Here is a 16,596-nt window from a genome sequence, read left to right on the forward strand (position 1 = left end):
CCGCTGTTGTGACGGAGATTTGGGATCAGTTACCAGGCGACGTTTCCTGCGCGCTGTAGAAGCTCTCGCCTTCGACCTGCCGGTCGTCCACGAAGCGCATGGTTTCGAGCGCCCGCCGCGCTTTGCCGTTGCGCCGGGCCACATAGTGGACGCCGAGCACCTGGCGCTCGATATCGCAGACGGCGGCGATCAGGGTAAAATGCAGTTCGGACGAAGCCTCCAGCGCCTTTGACCAATATGAGCGCAAACTGGCCTTGCCTTCGATGATGGGAGATCCCGTCAGTTCCGCGGCCAATGGGCTGATGAAGCGCGCGTCTTCGGCAAAATGCGCCAGAATGGCGTCGAGATCGCGCGCGTTCCAGTTGGCAATCCAGTTCGCCGCGAACATCTCCATGTCTTCCCGGTTCATTGCGTTGTCCTTCAGATCAGAAACAGCAGGGCAGTGAGCGCGGTCAGAACCGCCATCACGCGCACAAACACGATCATGCCCTTGCGGCTTTCGAGCAGTTCGCGGGCGCCTGCGCCCATCGCCGCCCAGGTTGCGATGGAAGGCAGGCCGATCAGCACGAAGGCCGCGACGATGACGCCGAGTTGCAGGGCGAGCGGCCGGCCGGGCACGGTAAAGCTGGCGATGGCGGGCATGGTGATTGCCCAGGCCTTGGGATTGACGAACTGGAAGGCAGCTGCCTGAAAGAAAGTTAGCGGATGCGCGCCCTCGCGCCGTTCGACGCCTTCCGATTGCCACAGTTTCACCGCCAGCCATCCGAGATAGACAGCACCGAAGATCCGCACTGCCCAGCGCAGCACCGGCCATGCCTCGAACAGCGCACCCAGACCCAGCCCGCTGAGCACCAGCATGAGGGCGCAGCCGAAATTGATCCCGAAGATGTGCGGGATGGTCCGGCGGAATCCGAAAACCAGCCCCGACGAGGCGAGCATGATGTTGTTGGGGCCGGGCGTCGCCGTGCAGACGAAACTGTACAGCGCAAGCGGGGCAAGCAGACTCGTATCCATGATGTTCTCCTGAACCGCTGGATGATCATCATTGAACTATGAGTCAAATGTGATATTGAACCGGTTCAATATAGCGCGGGAATGGCAATGAAGGACTGGCAGCCGGATATCTCGAAGGGCAGTGCGCCGGTGTACGAGCGTCTCGTGACCGCACTGGAGGGCGATGTGCGCGATGGCCGCTTGGTGCCCGGTGATCGCTTGCCCCCGCAGCGCGATTTGGCGCACCGCCTATCCTTGAGTGTCGGCACGGTCAGCCGGGCCTATGTCGAGGCGGAGCGCCGGGGGTTCATTTCCAGCCATGTAGGCCGTGGTTCTTTCGTCGCCGACCGGGCAAGACCGCATTCCTCGCCACATGACACCGGCCCGCTCGATATGGCGCATAATGTGCCGCCGCTCGATCCTGCCGAACGCTGGATCGGGGAGGGGCTGTCCCGCGTGCGCCAGCGCGCCGATCTTGGCACAGCGGTAAACTATGCGCCGCCCGAAGGCCTGGCCTCGATCCGCGAGGCGGGGGCATCCTGGCTGAAGCGCCGTCATGGCGTGAGGCGCGCGGCGGCGGATCGAGTTATTCAGTGCAACGGCGGACAGCATGGCCTTGCACTCGCCTTCGCCGCGCTGGCGCGGCCGGGCGATACGATCCTGTGCGAAGCCGCGACCTATCCCGGTATCCGGACGTTGGCCGACCATGCGGGTTACCGCCTGCAGGGCGTTGCCATGGATGAGCGCGGCATCGATCCCGAAGCGCTAGCGCGCTGTGCCCGGGAGACCGGCGCCAAGGTACTGGTCATAATCCCGACCTTGCAGAACCCGACCACGATCACCCTCGATGCCGCGCGCCGCGCTGAAATCATCGAGGTCGCCCGTGCCCATGATCTGATGATCGTCGAGGACGATGCCTATCGCGTCTTCGCCGATGCCGGGGCGGCGGACTGCTTTGCGGATCTCGCGCCGGAACGGACGTTGATGGTCGCGGGCGTTTCCAAGGCGGTCGCGCCCGGTTTGCGGCTCGGTTTCCTGTTGCCACCCGACGATGAGGATGTGCGCGACCGACTGCTGCTGGGCATCCGCGCCTTTGGCTACAGCCCGCCTTCGCTGGGCGGTCTGGTCTTCAGCCAGTGGGAACAGGACGGAACGGCCGACAGAATCGCTGACGATGTCATCACCGAAAGCGAGGCAAGGACGCAGCTGGCAGCGTCGATCCTCGGCAAGGCGATGGCGCCGCCGGGGGCGGGCCGCAGCCTGCATGTCTGGATGCCGATGCCCATGCTCGATGCCCAGCGGCTGAGCGCTCGCGCCTTGCGCGCTTCCATCGCATTGACGCCGCCTGACGGGCCGATTGTCGATGCCGTGGCGCCCTCGGGCGTCCGCCTGTGTCTGGGCGGCCTGCGCGCGCGCGATGCGCTCGAACAGGCGCTTCGCGATATCGCTGCTATGCTTTCTCCCACGGGCGATAGCGCGGCGCGTGGAATCATTTGACCGCTGGAACCACCATGGCCCGCACACAGCTCCGTTTCGGTCGGTCGGACTTGTGGTCCTATGCAACGCTTTGCATCGTCATCTTGTTCTGGTCGGGCAATTTCATAGTCGGCCGCGCTGTGAACGGCGTGATCCCGCCGTTCACACTCGCCTTTGTGCGGTGGAGCGGGGCCCTTCTGATTGCGCTCCCGTTCGCATGGCGGCACCTTGTGGCAGACCGGGACATCCTGCAGGCGCACTGGAAACCTGTCCTGTTGCTTGGTGTGACCGGCGTAGCCGCCTTCAACGCCTTTATCTATTCGGGCCTGCGTTTCACAACCGCAGCGAACGGCCTGTTGCTTCAGGCCGCCACACCGGCGCTCGTGCTCCTTTTCAGCCGTATCTTCTTCAGGGATCGCGCGCCGTTGCTCCAAGCTGTCGGCGTAACGCTCTCGATGCTGGGCGTGGCGGTCATCGTGTTGCGGGGCAATCTTTCGGCGGTGGCGCAATTGAATCTCAATTCCGGCGATGTCCTCGTGCTTGGCGGGGTTATTTGCTGGGCCCTTTACACGTCGCTTCTGCGGCTTCGCCCCGATTGCCATCCGGCAAGTTTTCTGGTGGCGACCTTCGCGGTCGGCGCGGCGGCGATGCTTCCATGCGCCGCAATTGAAGCTTACGCTGGCTCCAGCATTCCTCTACGCGCCGAAGTGCTGGCGGCATTTGTCTACGTCGCATTCTTCCCGTCGCTCATCGCATATGTGCTCTACAACGCTGCCGTGAAACGATTGGGGGCCGCGCCCGCTGGGCAGATGATTACACTCATGCCGCTGTTCGGCGCACTGCTGGCGGCGGCGTTACTCGGTGAAGCGCTCCAAGGCTTTCATGCCACGGGCATGGTTTTCATTCTCGGCGGTATTGTGGCGGGAGCGATCGGCGACGTCAGGCGGACGCGTCCTGACGCACGCTGACAATGCTTATGCACCCGAACCCGGCGCTAGATGCCCGCGAGCAGTCGTCCACCACGAATGCAGAAGCGCGAAAAGGCAATCCATACAGTCACGTCGGAAGGCATCTCCTTGGCCCTTCGCCAAGTCAATCCAGTCGGCTGAACCAGTATCGAGCCCGGCACTGTAATCTTCCGCCAAGCCAAGATTGGCGTGGCGATTCTTTGTGCGCGCTACTTCATTGTGTGACGGTAGCGATGGCAACAGCTGGTTCGGTCGCAGACCGCATTCACAACAACTTCACATGAGTTGCCTAACATCGGCAAGTGATTTGAAAAAAAGGGGTCGGGGTCTTCATGAAATATCTCATCGGATCTGGGCTAGCCTGCATCGTATTCGTCGGCCTGGCGGCAGGCGCCGTCGCGCAGGGTGAGCATCCACTGGTGGGCGAGTGCCGCGCTACCGAGGTGACCATGCCCAACAGCTGCGGCTGTACAGTTACCAATTCCCGGCAGGCAGGTATCTCCGAATCCGACCTCAGCGCATTGTTCAAGGATGATGCTCAGAGCACTCCCGTTTCCGAGCAAACCTATCAAAGCTTCTGGCTCATCAAGTCCCAATGCATGCTGGACGTGACGATGACAGCGCAAGCCAGCGGTTCGACCATGACCAACGTACCGCGCGTGGCTGGCCCCGGGCCGGCCCTCGCCGCACCATCTGCGTTGGCGCCAGCGGCACCGCGCGCGACGGCACAGGCGGCGGCGCAATTGTCGTCGGGCGAGCCTGACTATGCCCGCGGACGTGTGATTGAGCTACCGCGCGAGCGAGCGGAAGCGCTGATGGCACAGCTGCGTGGAACTGCTTGGGAGATGACCGAAGCCGACGCCCGCGACGGCTGGAAGATGCAGCTTCATTTCCGTCCTGACGGAGTGCTTGTCACCCAGTTTCTCAACGAGCGAGGGGAATTTGCTTCTTCCTCGGCCGAACGCTTGGTGCGCGGCGACGGGACCGCGCCCGGGCAAGCCAATTCCGATGCGATCAGGGTGGATGAGCGGGGGTTGGAGACCCGTCGTGAGGGCCGGCTGGTTGAATTCGCTTTCTACCGTCAGCCCATCGCGAGCCCAACCCTCGGCGGTCTGCGCCCATTTCCGTTCGTCCTCGTTGAAAATGGCCGCTTGCTTGTCGGCGAAAGCGGGCGTCACGGATATATGAACCGGGAATTCCGCATGATCGGCGATGCCGCGGCAGCGCTGCCGGCGGGCTTGTCGGCGCCCGAGCGCCGTGCCGCGACCATTCCCGGTCCGCTTGCCAACCGTTTCGGCTGGATCACGAGTGAGGTCCATGGCGAGGCGGAATGTACCGCTGACCTCCTGGTCCTGCCGGAGGGTGCCCCGGCACCGCGCGATACCAATGAATTCAGCACCGCACGCAAGGCCCGGGCCTATCCACTCATTGGCACTATACTTATGCTGTCAGGCGAGCCGGACTGGCAGACCGGGATGAAGGTGATGTTTGACGGAACACCGCGTGTTCTGCCCCGTGTCAGGGGCGATATGCACAGTGTCGCCTACTCTGATGGCATCCTTTCGCTGAACATCAGCCACGGCGAGACCGTCACCGACAATCCGGCCTATGGTTACAGCGTGGACGATGTGGAGGTGCGCCATGAAGGCAGGACACAACACTTCACAGGCATGTCCTTCAACCTGTGCTGATTGCCATTGGCTGAGTCCCGGCACCGTGCAACGACCAGCCCGGACATCGGCCGGAAACATTGCCGGTTAACCGCTAGATTGCCACGCAGTCCATAATCGGCTGACCGCACCTTTTGGGAATTGCGCGTGTGGGCATCGCCAAGATTGAGTTTTCTAGCCAAGCAACACCACTCCGCCCGGCAGATGCCGCGCTTCCACCTCAAGCAGGCGCTCAAGCTGAACCACGGCAAGGTCGATCTGGTCGATATGGAAGACGCCCGTCACCGGCCAATCTGCCTTGGAATTGTCGGTCAGGACGAGCCTGCCTGGGTAATAGCGATTGATTTGCGGAATTGCCTCAGAGACGGTCGTGCCTCGCAGAACCAACAGGCCGCGCCTCCAGGCCAGGCGCACGAACTCGTCCGCCTTCGCCTTCTGCACTTTTCCATAGGTGTCGAAGACGATCTCGTGACCAGACCGAAGAGGTTCCGAATAGGCGCCCCTGCTGATGGTGACGGTTCCTTCTACGCAGGTCACGCAGAGACTTCCGGCCATCATTTGCACATTGAAGGCCGCTTGGCTTGCCGACAAATGGGCTGTGCTAGCAAAGACTTTGAAGGGCTGTTGCGCATTTGAAACCGATATGAATGCCTCGCCAGCAATCAGCTCGAGGCCATGGCCCCCCAGCGTTCGCGATGAACTCGAGCGCGAATTGAGCTCTACCTCCACGCCCGCTACGGGCCGGAAGCTCTGCTGCTCCCCGGCTCCTGTTCGTCTGTCGGCCATCAGTTCTGCCAGTGATGGCCACAATGCGAGTGGAGGATTGACCACCATCAGACCGCCAGCGAGCGAGGCTGCAATTGCGCCTCCACCCAGAAAACTGCGTCGGCTCATGGCCGGATGCCGAGGCTTGGCGCCGAACGGAACCACATTCCCGCCGCTGTCTGCCGTGCGCTGTGCAGCCGTCCTTTCAAATGTCTCCGCTGCTGTCGGAAGCTCAAGATGGCGCATATGGGAGCACAGATCCGATGCGGCGGCAAAGGCCCGCTCATGAGCGGTGCTCGCAGCGATCCAATGCTCGAAAGCGACGCGGTCGCTTTCGGCGAGTTGCCCCACTGTCAGGCGCACGACCCAATCGACCGCTTCCCTGTCGAGCGGATCGATGTCGCTTTCGAGGTCACCTCTTGAGGTCATCGTGGCCCGCGAACTCCAGAATCCTGCTTGCTATCCGTCACAAAAATTCCTCTCTTATTTCCTAGAGTGCCGCACCCGCTGGCCAGCGAGAATATTTTTTCGACCGGTCCGTTCCGCGCAGTGCAGAATTGCAGACCGGATGTCCGATTGTATGGTGCGCACGCTCACGCCATATTCCTCCGCCAGCACTTCGGGACTGGTTTCACCGCGAAAACATTTGAAGAATGCCGTGCGCTGTCGTTCAGGCAATTCAGCCAGAGCAGCCATCATAAGTTCGACTTCCTCACGAGCGGCAATGACGCGGTCAGGCAGCGGTTGGTCGTCAGACAGCTCGTGAATATCAGCGAGGTTGCCATGCGAATTATGACGGGCCTCTCGCCTTAGGAGATGGCCGGCCGTGTTGAGTGCGGTGCGATAGACATAAGCATCGGCATTGGCGATTGCTCCCAACTCCCCGCCCTGGTTGAGCCTTATCCAGGTCTCATTGAGAGCTTCGCTCGCCAGCTCTGCCGAACCGAGCCGCCGGGCCAGACGGCGCTTGAGATCGCTATAGCCGTCAACCAGCGAACGGCGCAGCGAGAGGCGCGTGCCGTCGGGCATCACCCGCTGCTCCCTCGCTTCTTGCTCTTGGTCCGCTCCATCTGGCATCTAGCGCCCCGAAACATCGAAAATCAGCGGTTGCGGAAGATCGGGCGGCGGCGGGAGCGCAAGTTCCGCGCCATCGAGTGATTGCGCGATGCGTCTATCGAGCTCGGGCCTCCGGCTGCCTTTTACGATCTGGACATCGAACAGCGTGCCATCCGGCGAAATGCGTGTGGCCAAGCGCAGATCGGCGGCTTGTCCTCCCTCGATAATAGCGCTTTGCGCAACGTAGCTTCTGATGCGAACCGCCAGACGCCGTGCAAACTCTTCATTTCCATGGCCGACACGCGTTTGTCCGATCATGCGCGGCGCGGTTACATGCATCATGTCGAGACTGAGCCGAGCGTGACCTGCATTCCGGCCTGTTTCTGTCCCGGGTGCTCTCGATCGGGCGCCGGCTTGGTTTGCTGGAACGATGATGACCGACCGGCCGCTGGTGAAACGCGCGACCAGCCCGCTGCCTTCCAGTAGCAGGTGCAAGGCTTCAGCTGGCGAAAATGTCCCTTGAACGGGATTGCTCATGTTTTGATCGGCCGCCGGCTCGCGCAAGAGTACGTCGATACCGCTGATCTCGGAGAATCGGGCCAAGGCGCTGTCCAGTGCAAGGACAGGGATATCGTAGCGCTGTCGATCCGAGCTTTGCGCGTGCGCGTCATGGGCGCAAAGCAGAAGAACAAGCGCAATCACGCAGGCCAATACCACGTCTGACCCGCGGCTGGGGACAAGGGCCAATGGGAGCCGCTTCACTGGAGCGAGTATCCGATGGGAAGCGAAACGCTCAAGGATTGGGGCCAGTGAGCGGGTGGTGAAGGCAAAGGCTGGGCTCGCAGCACCGCTGCAATCGCTTCTTCATCGAGAGCTGCCGAACCTGAACTGATATCGACCCAGGCATCGAGCACATTGCCCGATCGATCCATGACGAACTGGATGTGGACAATCCCTTCCTCCCCCGCAGCGCGCGCGTCGGGTGGATAGCGTCGAAATCGCTCGATATGGCTGAGCAGACGGCTGCGGAAAGCTTGGATTTCCGCCCCGGACATTGCCGGGGCGCCGTCCTTGGGCGCCTCCATTCCGGTTCGACCATCGGCATCGGCATCACCGCCATCGCCGGGAGGTGGCGCGCCTAGCTGTTTCTCCTCTCCACTTTGACCATTGAGCGACGCACGGCCGGGCTCTTCCAGCGACAGCCTGTCCTCACTTCTTGACCGGCTTTCGTTGCCGTCGCCTTTGTCCGGTACTCCGCCATCCGGCAGCGGTTGTAGCTCAACGACAACCAGGGTTCCTTGCTTTCCCGCCCGCGAACTCGCGTCCGGCGAACCTGTATTGAGGTTTACCAGCAACGCGAAGCCTAGCGCGGCATGGATGGCCGTGGAAATCGTCAGGGCCGAGATGCGCGAGGCAAGGGAAGGCGAGTTGTACGTCATCTATGCGACGCTGCCTTTGCCAACCGCGCGTGAACTCTTCGCGTCATGTGACCAAGTCGGCTTACAAGCATGTCCGTTAAGGACGGGGGCAATAAAATTTTCTTCAAGCCACTGCGCTAAATCGAGCCCCGGCTCTCTTCTCCAATGAAGGGAGTGCAAATGGACTGCGATCTGCCAGTCAGTAGCTATGGCCTGAAGCGCCGCCGCGCGGTCAGTTCGATGCCATGCGTCGAACCCGCAATGGGCGTCTCGCCGCAGCCTATATGCGCCCTCGCCGCCGAACTTCGGGATATGGCGCTGTTGGGCGGGTTTGTTCCGCAAGCGCACGGTATCAACGATCTGACAATCGAGCATTTTTGCAGCCGGAAAAAGGCTTCGGTGGAGCACCGGATTCGGTCGGGACGCGGCATGCTTTTGTTTCCGCTTGTCGAGCCGCTTGTAATTGTCTCGCCGGGAAGCCGCTCGACCTGTCCGGTGGGCGCTGCCGTTCTGATAAGCCGGACAGGCACAGCCGGTATTCTGCACAAGGCGGACTCGCTGGGGCTTGCTATCGAACTGCCCATCGATCGCCTCAATGCGGAAATCAGCGCCGCTCTGGGCGAGGCCTATAAGCTTGGCTCGCTTACCATCATACTGGATGAGCTCGATGAAGTTCCGACCTTGGGCCTGGCACTTAAAGCGTTGCTGCGAGCCGCGCAAAATGCTCACAGCTCGCTCAAGAAGGAGACGCGAGTCTGTAGCGCCAGCCTTTTCTATCATGCACTCGCCCAGCTTGTAGTTGGGCGTGCGAAGGACAAAGCGGTGCTGCGGGTTCGTTCCGTAAGCGACGCAATGAGCATCATTCAGCGTGATCCGGCTCGCGCGCTTGAGACAGAACAGCTTGCCGCGCTGGTGGGCGTCACCGCGCAAACCCTGCGCAAGGGCTTTCGCGCATCGCTGGGTTTGTCGGTGAAGGAATATATCCAATCGGTGCGATTGGAGCGGGCGCACGCATCGCTCTCGAGTGGCCGCGATTCGCGCACGATTTCGGAAGTCGCGAATGCGGCGGGCTTCGCAGGAGCTCCGGCATTCACGCGCGCTTATGTCAAACATTTTGGTGAGACGCCGTCTCGCACCCGCGCAGATGCGGTACGCGAGGCAGAATGCTAGAACGAACACGGCGGTAAGCCGTTAAAAAAGCGAAACCCTCCCGCCTGGCAGCAAATAAAGTTGCCGGGCAAAATGCGTTTTCTAAATATAAAATCAATATTTATCTCATTCTCTAAGATAATACAAAATATCAGACAGAACGATCAATTATTAGCAATGGCCAAGGAGTCAAACTGATTCTTTTCCGTTGTAATGCAAATGACATAGTCCTTGCACCTATGCGGTAAAAACGCATTCCACCTCCTGTTTCTGCTTGTTGATCTCTTTGCCGTTCTCATAAGAGCGTCCCCGTGAGCGGGGGTGCTGCAGTGCAGCAAGCGAGTCACTCGAAGCATCTACTCCGCAATCGAGATCAGCGTCGCGCTGCCTGGGCTTCTTGGGTTCAGGCACCGTTCTTGACGGGGGAAGTGTTTTGAGTTTCGGACGGGAATCGCGGCGTGCAGGAGTGAGCCTGGCTGTGCTGGCCTTTGCGGTCGGCGGAAGTATGCCCGCCAATGCCCAGGCTACTGCAAACGTGGAACAGCAGGCGGCAGTCAGCTTTGATATTCGCGCCTTTCAGGTGCGTGGCAACGAAGTTCTTCCGCCCGAAGCCGTGGAAAGCGCGGTCTATCCCTTTATGGGGCCCGGGCGGACCGAAGAAGATGTCGAGGCAGCTCGCGCTGCGTTGCAGCAGGCCTTCGAAGACGCCGGCTATGTCGCGGTTGCCGTTTATATTCCAGAACAGTCGGTCGATGGCGGGATCCTGCAATTGCAGGTGGAGCAGCAAGAAGTCGGCCAACTTCTTGTCGAAGGTGCGAGCGATCCCGATGGGGTTAGTGCACTCGCGCCCTCTGTAGCGCCTGGTGAGACGCCCAATCTTCCCGAGTTTCAGCGTGACGTTGTGGCTCTTAACCAGAATCCCAACAGGCGCGTGACCCCTGAGCTGCGGGCCGGTGAGGCACCCGGGACACTCGATGTGGTGCTCAAGGTCGAGGAATCATCTCCCTTTCACGCCTCGGCGGAACTCAATAATTTCAACTCCTCGGCAACCACCGACCTGCGTGCCTCGGCTACGATCCGTTATGACGACATGTGGGGCCGGGGCGACAGTCTTTCGCTCTCCGCACAAACGGCACCTCGTCGAACTGACGATGGCACGGTGTTCTCCGGCAACTATCTCATGCGCCTCGGCACGGGAACGCAATTGCTCGGCTATTATGTCCATTCGGACAGCGATATCGCAGTGGTTGGCGGTACCAATGTCATTGGTAAAGGCGATCTGGCCGGCCTGCGTCTCATCCGGTCGCTCGGCAGCAGCGAAGGTTTCTACCATGCGCTGACGCTCGGGATGGACTGGAAAAGCTTCAAGGAAGATGTCCTGCTTGGGTCGGACCAGGCTTCCGCGCCAATCGAGTATTTCCCGGTCATGGCGTCCTGGCGGGGGGATTGGATCGGCGATTTCTCCACCAGCAATCTTGCTCTGACCGGTGTCTTCGGGATTCGCGGACTGGGGGATAGCTGGGTCGAGTTCGATGCCAAGCGCTACAACGCACGGCCGAGCTTCATCACGATCAAGCTCAATGGCGAGACCACGCGCGATATCGGCAGCGATTTTCAGATCAATGCGAGGTTGACGGCACAATGGTCGCCCGATCCGCTGATCTCCAACGAGGGATTCAGCCTCGGTGGCATGTCAAGCGTGCGCGGCTACTACGAGTCGGAAGTGCTTGGCGACTATGGCTTTGCCTATCAGACCGAAATCCGCACGCCCGACCTTGCCAGCATTGTCGGAGCGCCGCTCGATGAACTGCGCTTCCACGCATTTGTCGACAGCGGTTATGCCGGCATTCACGATCCGCTCGAAAGTCAGATCGCTACACGCGATCAGTGGCTGTCCAGCGTCGGTCTCGGCGGTCGCATCCGCATCTTCAACTATCTTTCCGGCGCGCTCGATGTGGGCGTGCCGCTGAAATCCACGTCGGAGTCTGACTCTGGCGATGTCTTCGCTCGCTTCCGTATCCAGGGGGAATTCTAGATGTCTCTTTCTTCTCGCATGAAGAAGGGCGTGATCGGCGGTCTACTGGCCGCCGCTGCGCTCACCACTGCCGCGCCCGCCAATGCCTGGTGGGAAAGTGATTTTGCCTATCGGACACGTATCAACCTCAACACCGCGGCCGCTGGCGTCACCGGTGAGGTGATGCGCGCACCGGTGCTGGTGCGGCTGCACAGCGGCAATTTCAATTTCGCAGACGTCAAGGCGGATGGCTCGGATTTGCGGTTCGTCGCAGGCGATGACCGCACGCCCCTCACCTTCCATATCGAGAAATGGTCGCCGCAAGAGCAGCAGGCCCTTGTCTGGGTGGATGTTCAGAATATCCAGCCAGACCAGGCTTCGGCCATTTATGCCTATTACGGCAACGAAAGCGCCGAAGCGGCCCAGGACGTGGCAGGAACATTCAGTCCGGACTACGCCCTTGTCTATCATTTCGACAACGAGGGAGCCCCTCGGGACGCCACTGCCAACGGCAATAATGCCAGTGGCGGTGAGACTCGGAACGCGGGCGGCCTGATCGGACAAAGTCTGGTGCTCGACGGCATCACGCCGGTCAATCTGCCCGCGTCCGCCTTTGGGGCTGGCCCGCTTTCGGTGAGCTTCTGGGTCAAACCGCAAAGCGACGGCACGCTCTTTGCTTTGCCCGGCGCCATTGCTCTGGTCCGCGAAGGCGATCAGGTCTTCCTCGACCGCAATGGCGAGCGCAGCGCCGGTGTAGCCATCGCTGCCGACAGCTGGGCGCATCTCGCGCTCGCCAATGATGGCCAAGCCAGTACGCTCTATCTGGACGGTCAGCCCGCGGCGCAGCTCGCCGGCGCTCTCGACGCTGCCAGTGGTAACCCGCAATTGGGTGCAGGCTTTGCTGGCGAGATTGACGAATTCCGGGTCGCAGGCACTGCGCTGCCCGCAAGTGCCTTCCAGCTCGCCGCGGCCAGCGAAGGCCAGGCTTCGCGTCTGGTGGCAGCCGACACGGCCGAGCAGGTCGAAACGGGAGGCAGTCACAACAATTTCTCGATCCTGTTCAAGGCGCTCACGCTCGATGCCTGGGTCGTCATCATTCTGCTCGCCTTTATGCTGGCCATCTCCATCTGGATCATGATCGCCAAGGGGTTGATGATCGGACGGGTTCGCCGGGGCAATACGGACTTTCTTGAAGCCTATACCCAGGCAGCGGGGCAGACCGATGATCACGCTGGCCTGCCAGTCGTGAATGGCGGCGGCGATGCGCCCATGGCGCGCATCTACAATATCGGTCGGCGCGAACTGGAAAGCCGTTTGAAGGAAGGCCGTGCCACCGGCAGCCGCTTTGCGATCCGCTCCAATTCCATCGCCGCGATCCGCTCGGCGCTTGATGCGGGCAGAACACGCATCTCACAAAAGCTCAACAACCGGATGATCCTGCTGACCATCGCCATTGCCGGCGGCCCTTTCATCGGCCTGCTTGGAACGGTGCTGGGCGTCATGATCACCTTCTCCGACGTGGCGGCAGCGGGCGAGGTCAATATCAACGCGATCGCCCCTGGTATTGCCGCCGCCTTGCTCGCGACTGTGGCAGGTCTCGCCGTCGCGATCCCGGCCCTGTTTGGATACAACTATCTGATCAGCCGCATCCAGGAGATCGATACCGACCACGATCTGTTCGTCGATGAGCTTGAAAAACGCATCGCCGAGACGTGGCAGGATACCGGTCCCACCGGCAGGCCCAGCGGGCAGGATACTCCCGCCCTGGCTGCGGCGAACTGAGGGAGGCCCCGATGGCGATGAAAGCCAATCAGGGCGCCCAGCCCTATAACGAGATCAACATCACCCCCTTCGTCGATGTGGTTCTGGTGCTGCTGATCATCTTCATTCTGATGACCACGGCTGCGGTTCAGGGAATCCAGGTCGATCTGCCGAGCGCCTCTTCGGCCCAGACATTGGAAGCGCAAAAGAGCCGAGTGATCGCGGTCAGTAATGACGGGACCATCTCGATCGACGCCATTCCGATGTCGCTCAGCGAACTGGAAGGCGAGTTGCGACGCTCCGTGTCCACTACGCCCGATCTCGCCGTCATTCTCCGCGGTGATCGGGCAGTCCAGTACGACCGGATCATGCAGGTGCTCGACATCTGTTCGAAGGTCGGTGTTCCATCGCTCGGCATGGCATCGACCCGCCCTCCTGGCGGCGGCGCGTGAGGGGAGTGGGAGCCATGAGCCATGCGACTTCGCCTACTACGCCATCTCGATCGGATAAGAGATCGACGGCCTGTCTTGCGCATCTCGCGCTCAAGTTATCGGCGGCGACGCAGGCGCTCGCTTCTGGCGCTCGCCATTGTGCTGCTGGCCCTGTCGGCGGGCTTGTTGCTGGCCGACAGCCTGACGGCCAAAGCTCGCGGTTATCTCCGCCCCCCGGTGCAAAGCACAGGCGAAGTGCCGGCGTCGCCTTGAACGGCGCGGCCACCTGCCTGCCCGCGATCGCGGCAAGGAGGCACTGATGGCAGCCATGGCATTGCCCGGTGCGAGCGAATGGGGCGCCACGCCTCCTCGCGCAGCACGTTCATCGACCCGTTTCGGTCAAGCGCTGGCTGTCATCGGCGTGGGACTGATCTTGGTTCTCGGCTATATGTTCTGGGGCGGAGAAACGGTCAGCGAGAGGCCCAACGAAGTAAAGACGACGCGGGTCATCCTGCCGCCTCCACCCCCGCCCCCGCCGGAGACGCAGCCACAGGAGAAGCCGCCCGAGCCGGTTGATGCGCCCCCAATCGAGGAGCCGGTCGATACGCCCCCTCCGCCCGATCAGGCCCAATCATCCGATCCGGCACCGGGCGACAATGCCCTCACCGCGCGCGAAGGCGCAGGCCCCAGCAATTACGGGCTCGCCGGAGGCGATGGCACAGGCACGCGGATCGGTGGACGACCAGGCGGTAGCGGCAACGGATTTGCGGCATACGCCAATGTGGCGCTGGCTGGAATTCGTGCGGCGGCGCAGCGCGACGATGAACTCTCGCGCGGCCGATATTCTGTTCAGCTCGCTGTCACGGTCAACGCCGCTGGAAAGATCACCAATGTGCGCGTGCTCAGCGGCGGCAGTGATCGTCGAAACGCCCGGATACGTGAAGTTCTGACCGGTCTCCAATTGTCCCAGCGTCCGCCCGATGGCCTGCCCGTCATGCGGATCGAACTCAACGCCCGCTCGGGAGCCTGAAGTCATGATCCATCAGCTCGCCGACGATCCAACTCCCAGGGGGAAAACACCTATGTCTCACACTTGCCTTGCTTCCCGTCTCAAACCTGTTCTGCTGGCTTGCGCCGCAGGCGTGGGTCTCGCCGCTGCGCCCGCTCATGCGCAGCAGGTCGATCCCAACCGGCTGCTCGAGCTTATGGTCGAGAAGGGCCTGGTCAGCCGCGAGGAAGCCGACGCCATGATCGCCGACGCGACCGTGGAGCCGCAACCGCTTCCGCCGGTTCCTGCCGGCGGTGTGGCAGCGGACGGCACCCAGACGATCCCTTATGTGCCGCAGGTGGTGCGCGATCAGCTCAAGGAAGAGCTGCGCGAGGAATTGGGGCAACAGGCCCAAGCCGAAGGCTGGTCGCGTCCGGGGGAGACGCCCGAGTGGACGCGCCGGATCTCGCTCTATGGCGATGTGCGCGCCCGCTATGAAGGTATCTTCATGGATGACGGCAATTTCGACATCTTCGAGAAATTCTCCGCCATTAATCGCGGCGATCCCCAGAACATCAATACCGGATCACCCGATTACATTCCGCCCCAGTTCATCAACTCGCTCGAAGATCGTACGCGCTTCCAATTGCGTGCAAGATTGGGCGTTAGGGCGCAGATAACAGACTGGGTCTCCGCCGACATTCGCGTTGCGACCGGTAATGACCGCACGCCGGTCTCGACCAATCAGACCATGGGCGCTTTTGGTGGCGGCGGGTACGAGATCTGGCTCGATCGTGCCGCTATCCACCTGACGCCGGTTGAGAACACCCGGATCGACCTCGGACGCTTTTCCAATCCGTTCTGGACGTCCGAACTCCTGTTCGACCAGGATCTGAATTTCGACGGCGTCGCGGTGTCCGGTCAAGGCAATATTGCCGACAACTTCTCGCTGTTCGGCACTGCGGGCGCCTTCCCCGTCTTCAACACCGATCTTAACTTTGGCTCGCGCAATGCGCCCGAAGGCACGGGTGGTCCTTACGAATCCCACGACAAATATCTCTTCGCGGCCCAGGCCGGGTTCGAGGTCAGGCCGTCGCAGGAAATCAGCCTGCGCCTCGCGGGCGGCTACTTCCACTACGACAATGTCGAAGGCGAAGTGTCGAACCCCTGTTACTGGTACGAGCTCACCTGCTCAAGCGACGCTTCGCGGCCCGCGTTCCAGCAATTCGGCAACACAATGTTCCCGATCCGCGACGTAATCTATGATGGCGCGCCGGATCCGACGCTCCTTCCCGAAAACCAGTATTTCGGCCTCGCTTCGAAGTTCGAAATCCTCAACATCCACGGGGCGCTCGAGTATCGGCCGTCCGACCGATTTGGCGTGCGGCTCGAAGGCGATTTCGTCAAGAACCTCGGCTGGGACCGCGATGTCCTCACGGCCCGTGCGGTCAACAATCTCGGGCCGCAAATCACCATCCCGGATCCGGACGATACCAATGGGACAATCACTGTCGATGGCCCATATGAAGGCGGCGACACCGGCTGGCATGTGCGTCTTGCGATTGGTTCCGCACTCGACGCGGGTCAAGGCAATGTCACTGGCGCGCGTGCGGGCGATTGGAACGCCTGGGTAAGCTATCGCCATCTGGAATCGGATGCCGTGCTCGATGCCTTCGCCGATAGCGATTTTCATATCGGCGGGACCAACGCGAAGGGCTGGCAATTGGGCGGCAATTACGCGATTGCCCCGAATGTGCTGTTCGGCGGACGGTGGATGTCGGCCGAAGAGATTGCCGATGCGCCGTTCTCGGTCGACCGGGCCTTCATCGACTTGATGACGCGGTTCTGAGCGCCCTGACCTGTCATGTCGACCGCTTGCCTTCTGTTCTGCTCGACCTGGCTGCGCG

15 protein-coding genes are annotated in these 16,596 nt (G+C 61.4%); 9 read left to right on the plus strand and 6 right to left on the minus strand.

Features of this window, described 5'->3' with window-relative positions:
• Positions 1-25: 25 nt before the first annotated feature.
• On the minus strand, positions 26-409 hold the full coding sequence (locus tag D6851_RS04015) for a nuclear transport factor 2 family protein (protein WP_210210320.1): 384 nt from the start codon (positions 407-409) through the stop codon (positions 26-28).
• Positions 410-420: 11 nt separating this feature from the next.
• Entirely contained in the window at positions 421-1,014 is a 594-nt protein-coding gene (locus D6851_RS04020; RefSeq protein WP_120323605.1) for a LysE family translocator, read from the minus strand.
• A gap of 87 nt (positions 1,015-1,101) precedes the next feature.
• Here D6851_RS04020 and D6851_RS04025 point away from each other — a divergent pair, with 87 nt between their 5' ends.
• From D6851_RS04025 to D6851_RS04035, 3 genes are all read left to right on the plus strand, one after another.
• Positions 1,102-2,490, plus strand: coding sequence for an aminotransferase-like domain-containing protein (locus D6851_RS04025; RefSeq protein WP_120323606.1), 1,389 nt, complete (start codon positions 1,102-1,104; stop codon positions 2,488-2,490).
• Positions 2,491-2,504: 14 nt separating this feature from the next.
• Positions 2,505-3,437 (plus strand): DMT family transporter, encoded by a 933-nt coding sequence (locus tag D6851_RS04030; RefSeq protein ID WP_120323607.1) that lies wholly within the window; start codon positions 2,505-2,507, stop codon positions 3,435-3,437.
• Between the two features lie 332 nt (positions 3,438-3,769).
• Positions 3,770-5,128 carry a hypothetical protein gene (locus D6851_RS04035; RefSeq protein ID WP_120323608.1) on the plus strand — a complete coding sequence of 453 codons (1,359 nt, stop codon included), beginning with the start codon at positions 3,770-3,772 and terminating at the stop codon, positions 5,126-5,128.
• Positions 5,129-5,281: 153 nt separating this feature from the next.
• Here D6851_RS04035 and D6851_RS04040 read toward each other — a convergent pair whose 3' ends face one another.
• The 4 genes from D6851_RS04040 to D6851_RS04055 all read right to left on the minus strand — a co-directional run bounded on the left by D6851_RS04040 (position 5,282) and on the right by D6851_RS04055 (position 8,367).
• Positions 5,282-6,301, minus strand: a complete 1,020-nt coding sequence (locus D6851_RS04040; protein ID WP_120323609.1) for a FecR family protein — start codon at positions 6,299-6,301, stop codon at positions 5,282-5,284.
• A gap of 54 nt (positions 6,302-6,355) precedes the next feature.
• A complete protein-coding gene (locus D6851_RS04045) occupies positions 6,356-6,901 on the minus strand; it encodes an RNA polymerase sigma factor (protein ID WP_183029979.1) in 546 nt (181 codons plus the stop codon).
• A 48-nt stretch (positions 6,902-6,949) separates the two neighbouring features.
• Positions 6,950-7,531 (minus strand): STN domain-containing protein, encoded by a 582-nt coding sequence (locus tag D6851_RS04050; RefSeq protein ID WP_147395427.1) that lies wholly within the window; start codon positions 7,529-7,531, stop codon positions 6,950-6,952.
• Positions 7,532-7,686: 155 nt separating this feature from the next.
• A complete protein-coding gene (locus D6851_RS04055; RefSeq protein WP_120323612.1) occupies positions 7,687-8,367 on the minus strand; it encodes an energy transducer TonB family protein in 681 nt (226 codons plus the stop codon).
• A 159-nt stretch (positions 8,368-8,526) separates the two neighbouring features.
• Between D6851_RS04055 and D6851_RS04060 the strand changes: the two genes are divergently transcribed.
• From D6851_RS04060 to D6851_RS04085, 6 genes are all read left to right on the plus strand, one after another.
• On the plus strand, positions 8,527-9,516 hold the full coding sequence (locus D6851_RS04060; RefSeq protein WP_183029980.1) for a helix-turn-helix domain-containing protein: 990 nt from the start codon (positions 8,527-8,529) through the stop codon (positions 9,514-9,516).
• 445 nt (positions 9,517-9,961) lie between these two features.
• Positions 9,962-11,530, plus strand: a complete 1,569-nt coding sequence (locus D6851_RS04065; protein WP_238473931.1) for a ShlB/FhaC/HecB family hemolysin secretion/activation protein — start codon at positions 9,962-9,964, stop codon at positions 11,528-11,530.
• Positions 11,531-13,291, plus strand: coding sequence for a DUF2341 domain-containing protein (locus D6851_RS04070; protein WP_120323614.1), 1,761 nt, complete (start codon positions 11,531-11,533; stop codon positions 13,289-13,291).
• A gap of 11 nt (positions 13,292-13,302) precedes the next feature.
• A complete protein-coding gene (locus D6851_RS04075) occupies positions 13,303-13,722 on the plus strand; it encodes an ExbD/TolR family protein (RefSeq protein WP_210210321.1) in 420 nt (139 codons plus the stop codon).
• Positions 13,723-14,020: 298 nt separating this feature from the next.
• Positions 14,021-14,731 (plus strand): TonB-dependent receptor, encoded by a 711-nt coding sequence (locus D6851_RS04080; RefSeq protein ID WP_238473932.1) that lies wholly within the window; start codon positions 14,021-14,023, stop codon positions 14,729-14,731.
• 4 nt (positions 14,732-14,735) lie between these two features.
• Complete coding sequence (locus D6851_RS04085) at positions 14,736-16,538, plus strand: putative porin (RefSeq protein ID WP_238473933.1); 1,803 nt, start codon at positions 14,736-14,738, stop codon at positions 16,536-16,538.
• Positions 16,539-16,596: the final 58 nt, after the last annotated feature.

The sequence above is a fragment of the Altericroceibacterium spongiae genome (assembly GCF_003610805.1).
GTDB lineage: Bacteria > Pseudomonadota > Alphaproteobacteria > Sphingomonadales > Sphingomonadaceae > Altericroceibacterium > Altericroceibacterium spongiae.

Bases quoted from the DNA above. Each gene is read 5' to 3' on its own strand.
- D6851_RS04015 (WP_210210320.1), bottom strand. From the start codon at position 409: ATGAACCGGGAAGACATGGAGATGTTCGCGGCGAACTGGATTGCCAAC.
- D6851_RS04020 (WP_120323605.1), bottom strand. From the start codon at position 1,014: ATGGATACGAGTCTGCTTGCCCCGCTTGCGCTGTACAGTTTCGTCTGC.
- D6851_RS04025 (WP_120323606.1), top strand. From the start codon at position 1,102: ATGAAGGACTGGCAGCCGGATATCTCGAAGGGCAGTGCGCCGGTGTAC.
- D6851_RS04030 (WP_120323607.1), top strand. From the start codon at position 2,505: ATGGCCCGCACACAGCTCCGTTTCGGTCGGTCGGACTTGTGGTCCTAT.
- D6851_RS04035 (WP_120323608.1), top strand. From the start codon at position 3,770: ATGAAATATCTCATCGGATCTGGGCTAGCCTGCATCGTATTCGTCGGC.
- D6851_RS04040 (WP_120323609.1), bottom strand. From the start codon at position 6,301: ATGACCTCAAGAGGTGACCTCGAAAGCGACATCGATCCGCTCGACAGG.
- D6851_RS04045 (WP_183029979.1), bottom strand. From the start codon at position 6,901: ATGCCCGACGGCACGCGCCTCTCGCTGCGCCGTTCGCTGGTTGACGGC.
- D6851_RS04055 (WP_120323612.1), bottom strand. From the start codon at position 8,367: ATGACGTACAACTCGCCTTCCCTTGCCTCGCGCATCTCGGCCCTGACG.
- D6851_RS04060 (WP_183029980.1), top strand. From the start codon at position 8,527: ATGGACTGCGATCTGCCAGTCAGTAGCTATGGCCTGAAGCGCCGCCGC.
- D6851_RS04070 (WP_120323614.1), top strand. From the start codon at position 11,531: ATGTCTCTTTCTTCTCGCATGAAGAAGGGCGTGATCGGCGGTCTACTG.
- D6851_RS04075 (WP_210210321.1), top strand. From the start codon at position 13,303: ATGGCGATGAAAGCCAATCAGGGCGCCCAGCCCTATAACGAGATCAAC.
- D6851_RS04080 (WP_238473932.1), top strand. From the start codon at position 14,021: ATGGCAGCCATGGCATTGCCCGGTGCGAGCGAATGGGGCGCCACGCCT.
- D6851_RS04085 (WP_238473933.1), top strand. From the start codon at position 14,736: ATGATCCATCAGCTCGCCGACGATCCAACTCCCAGGGGGAAAACACCT.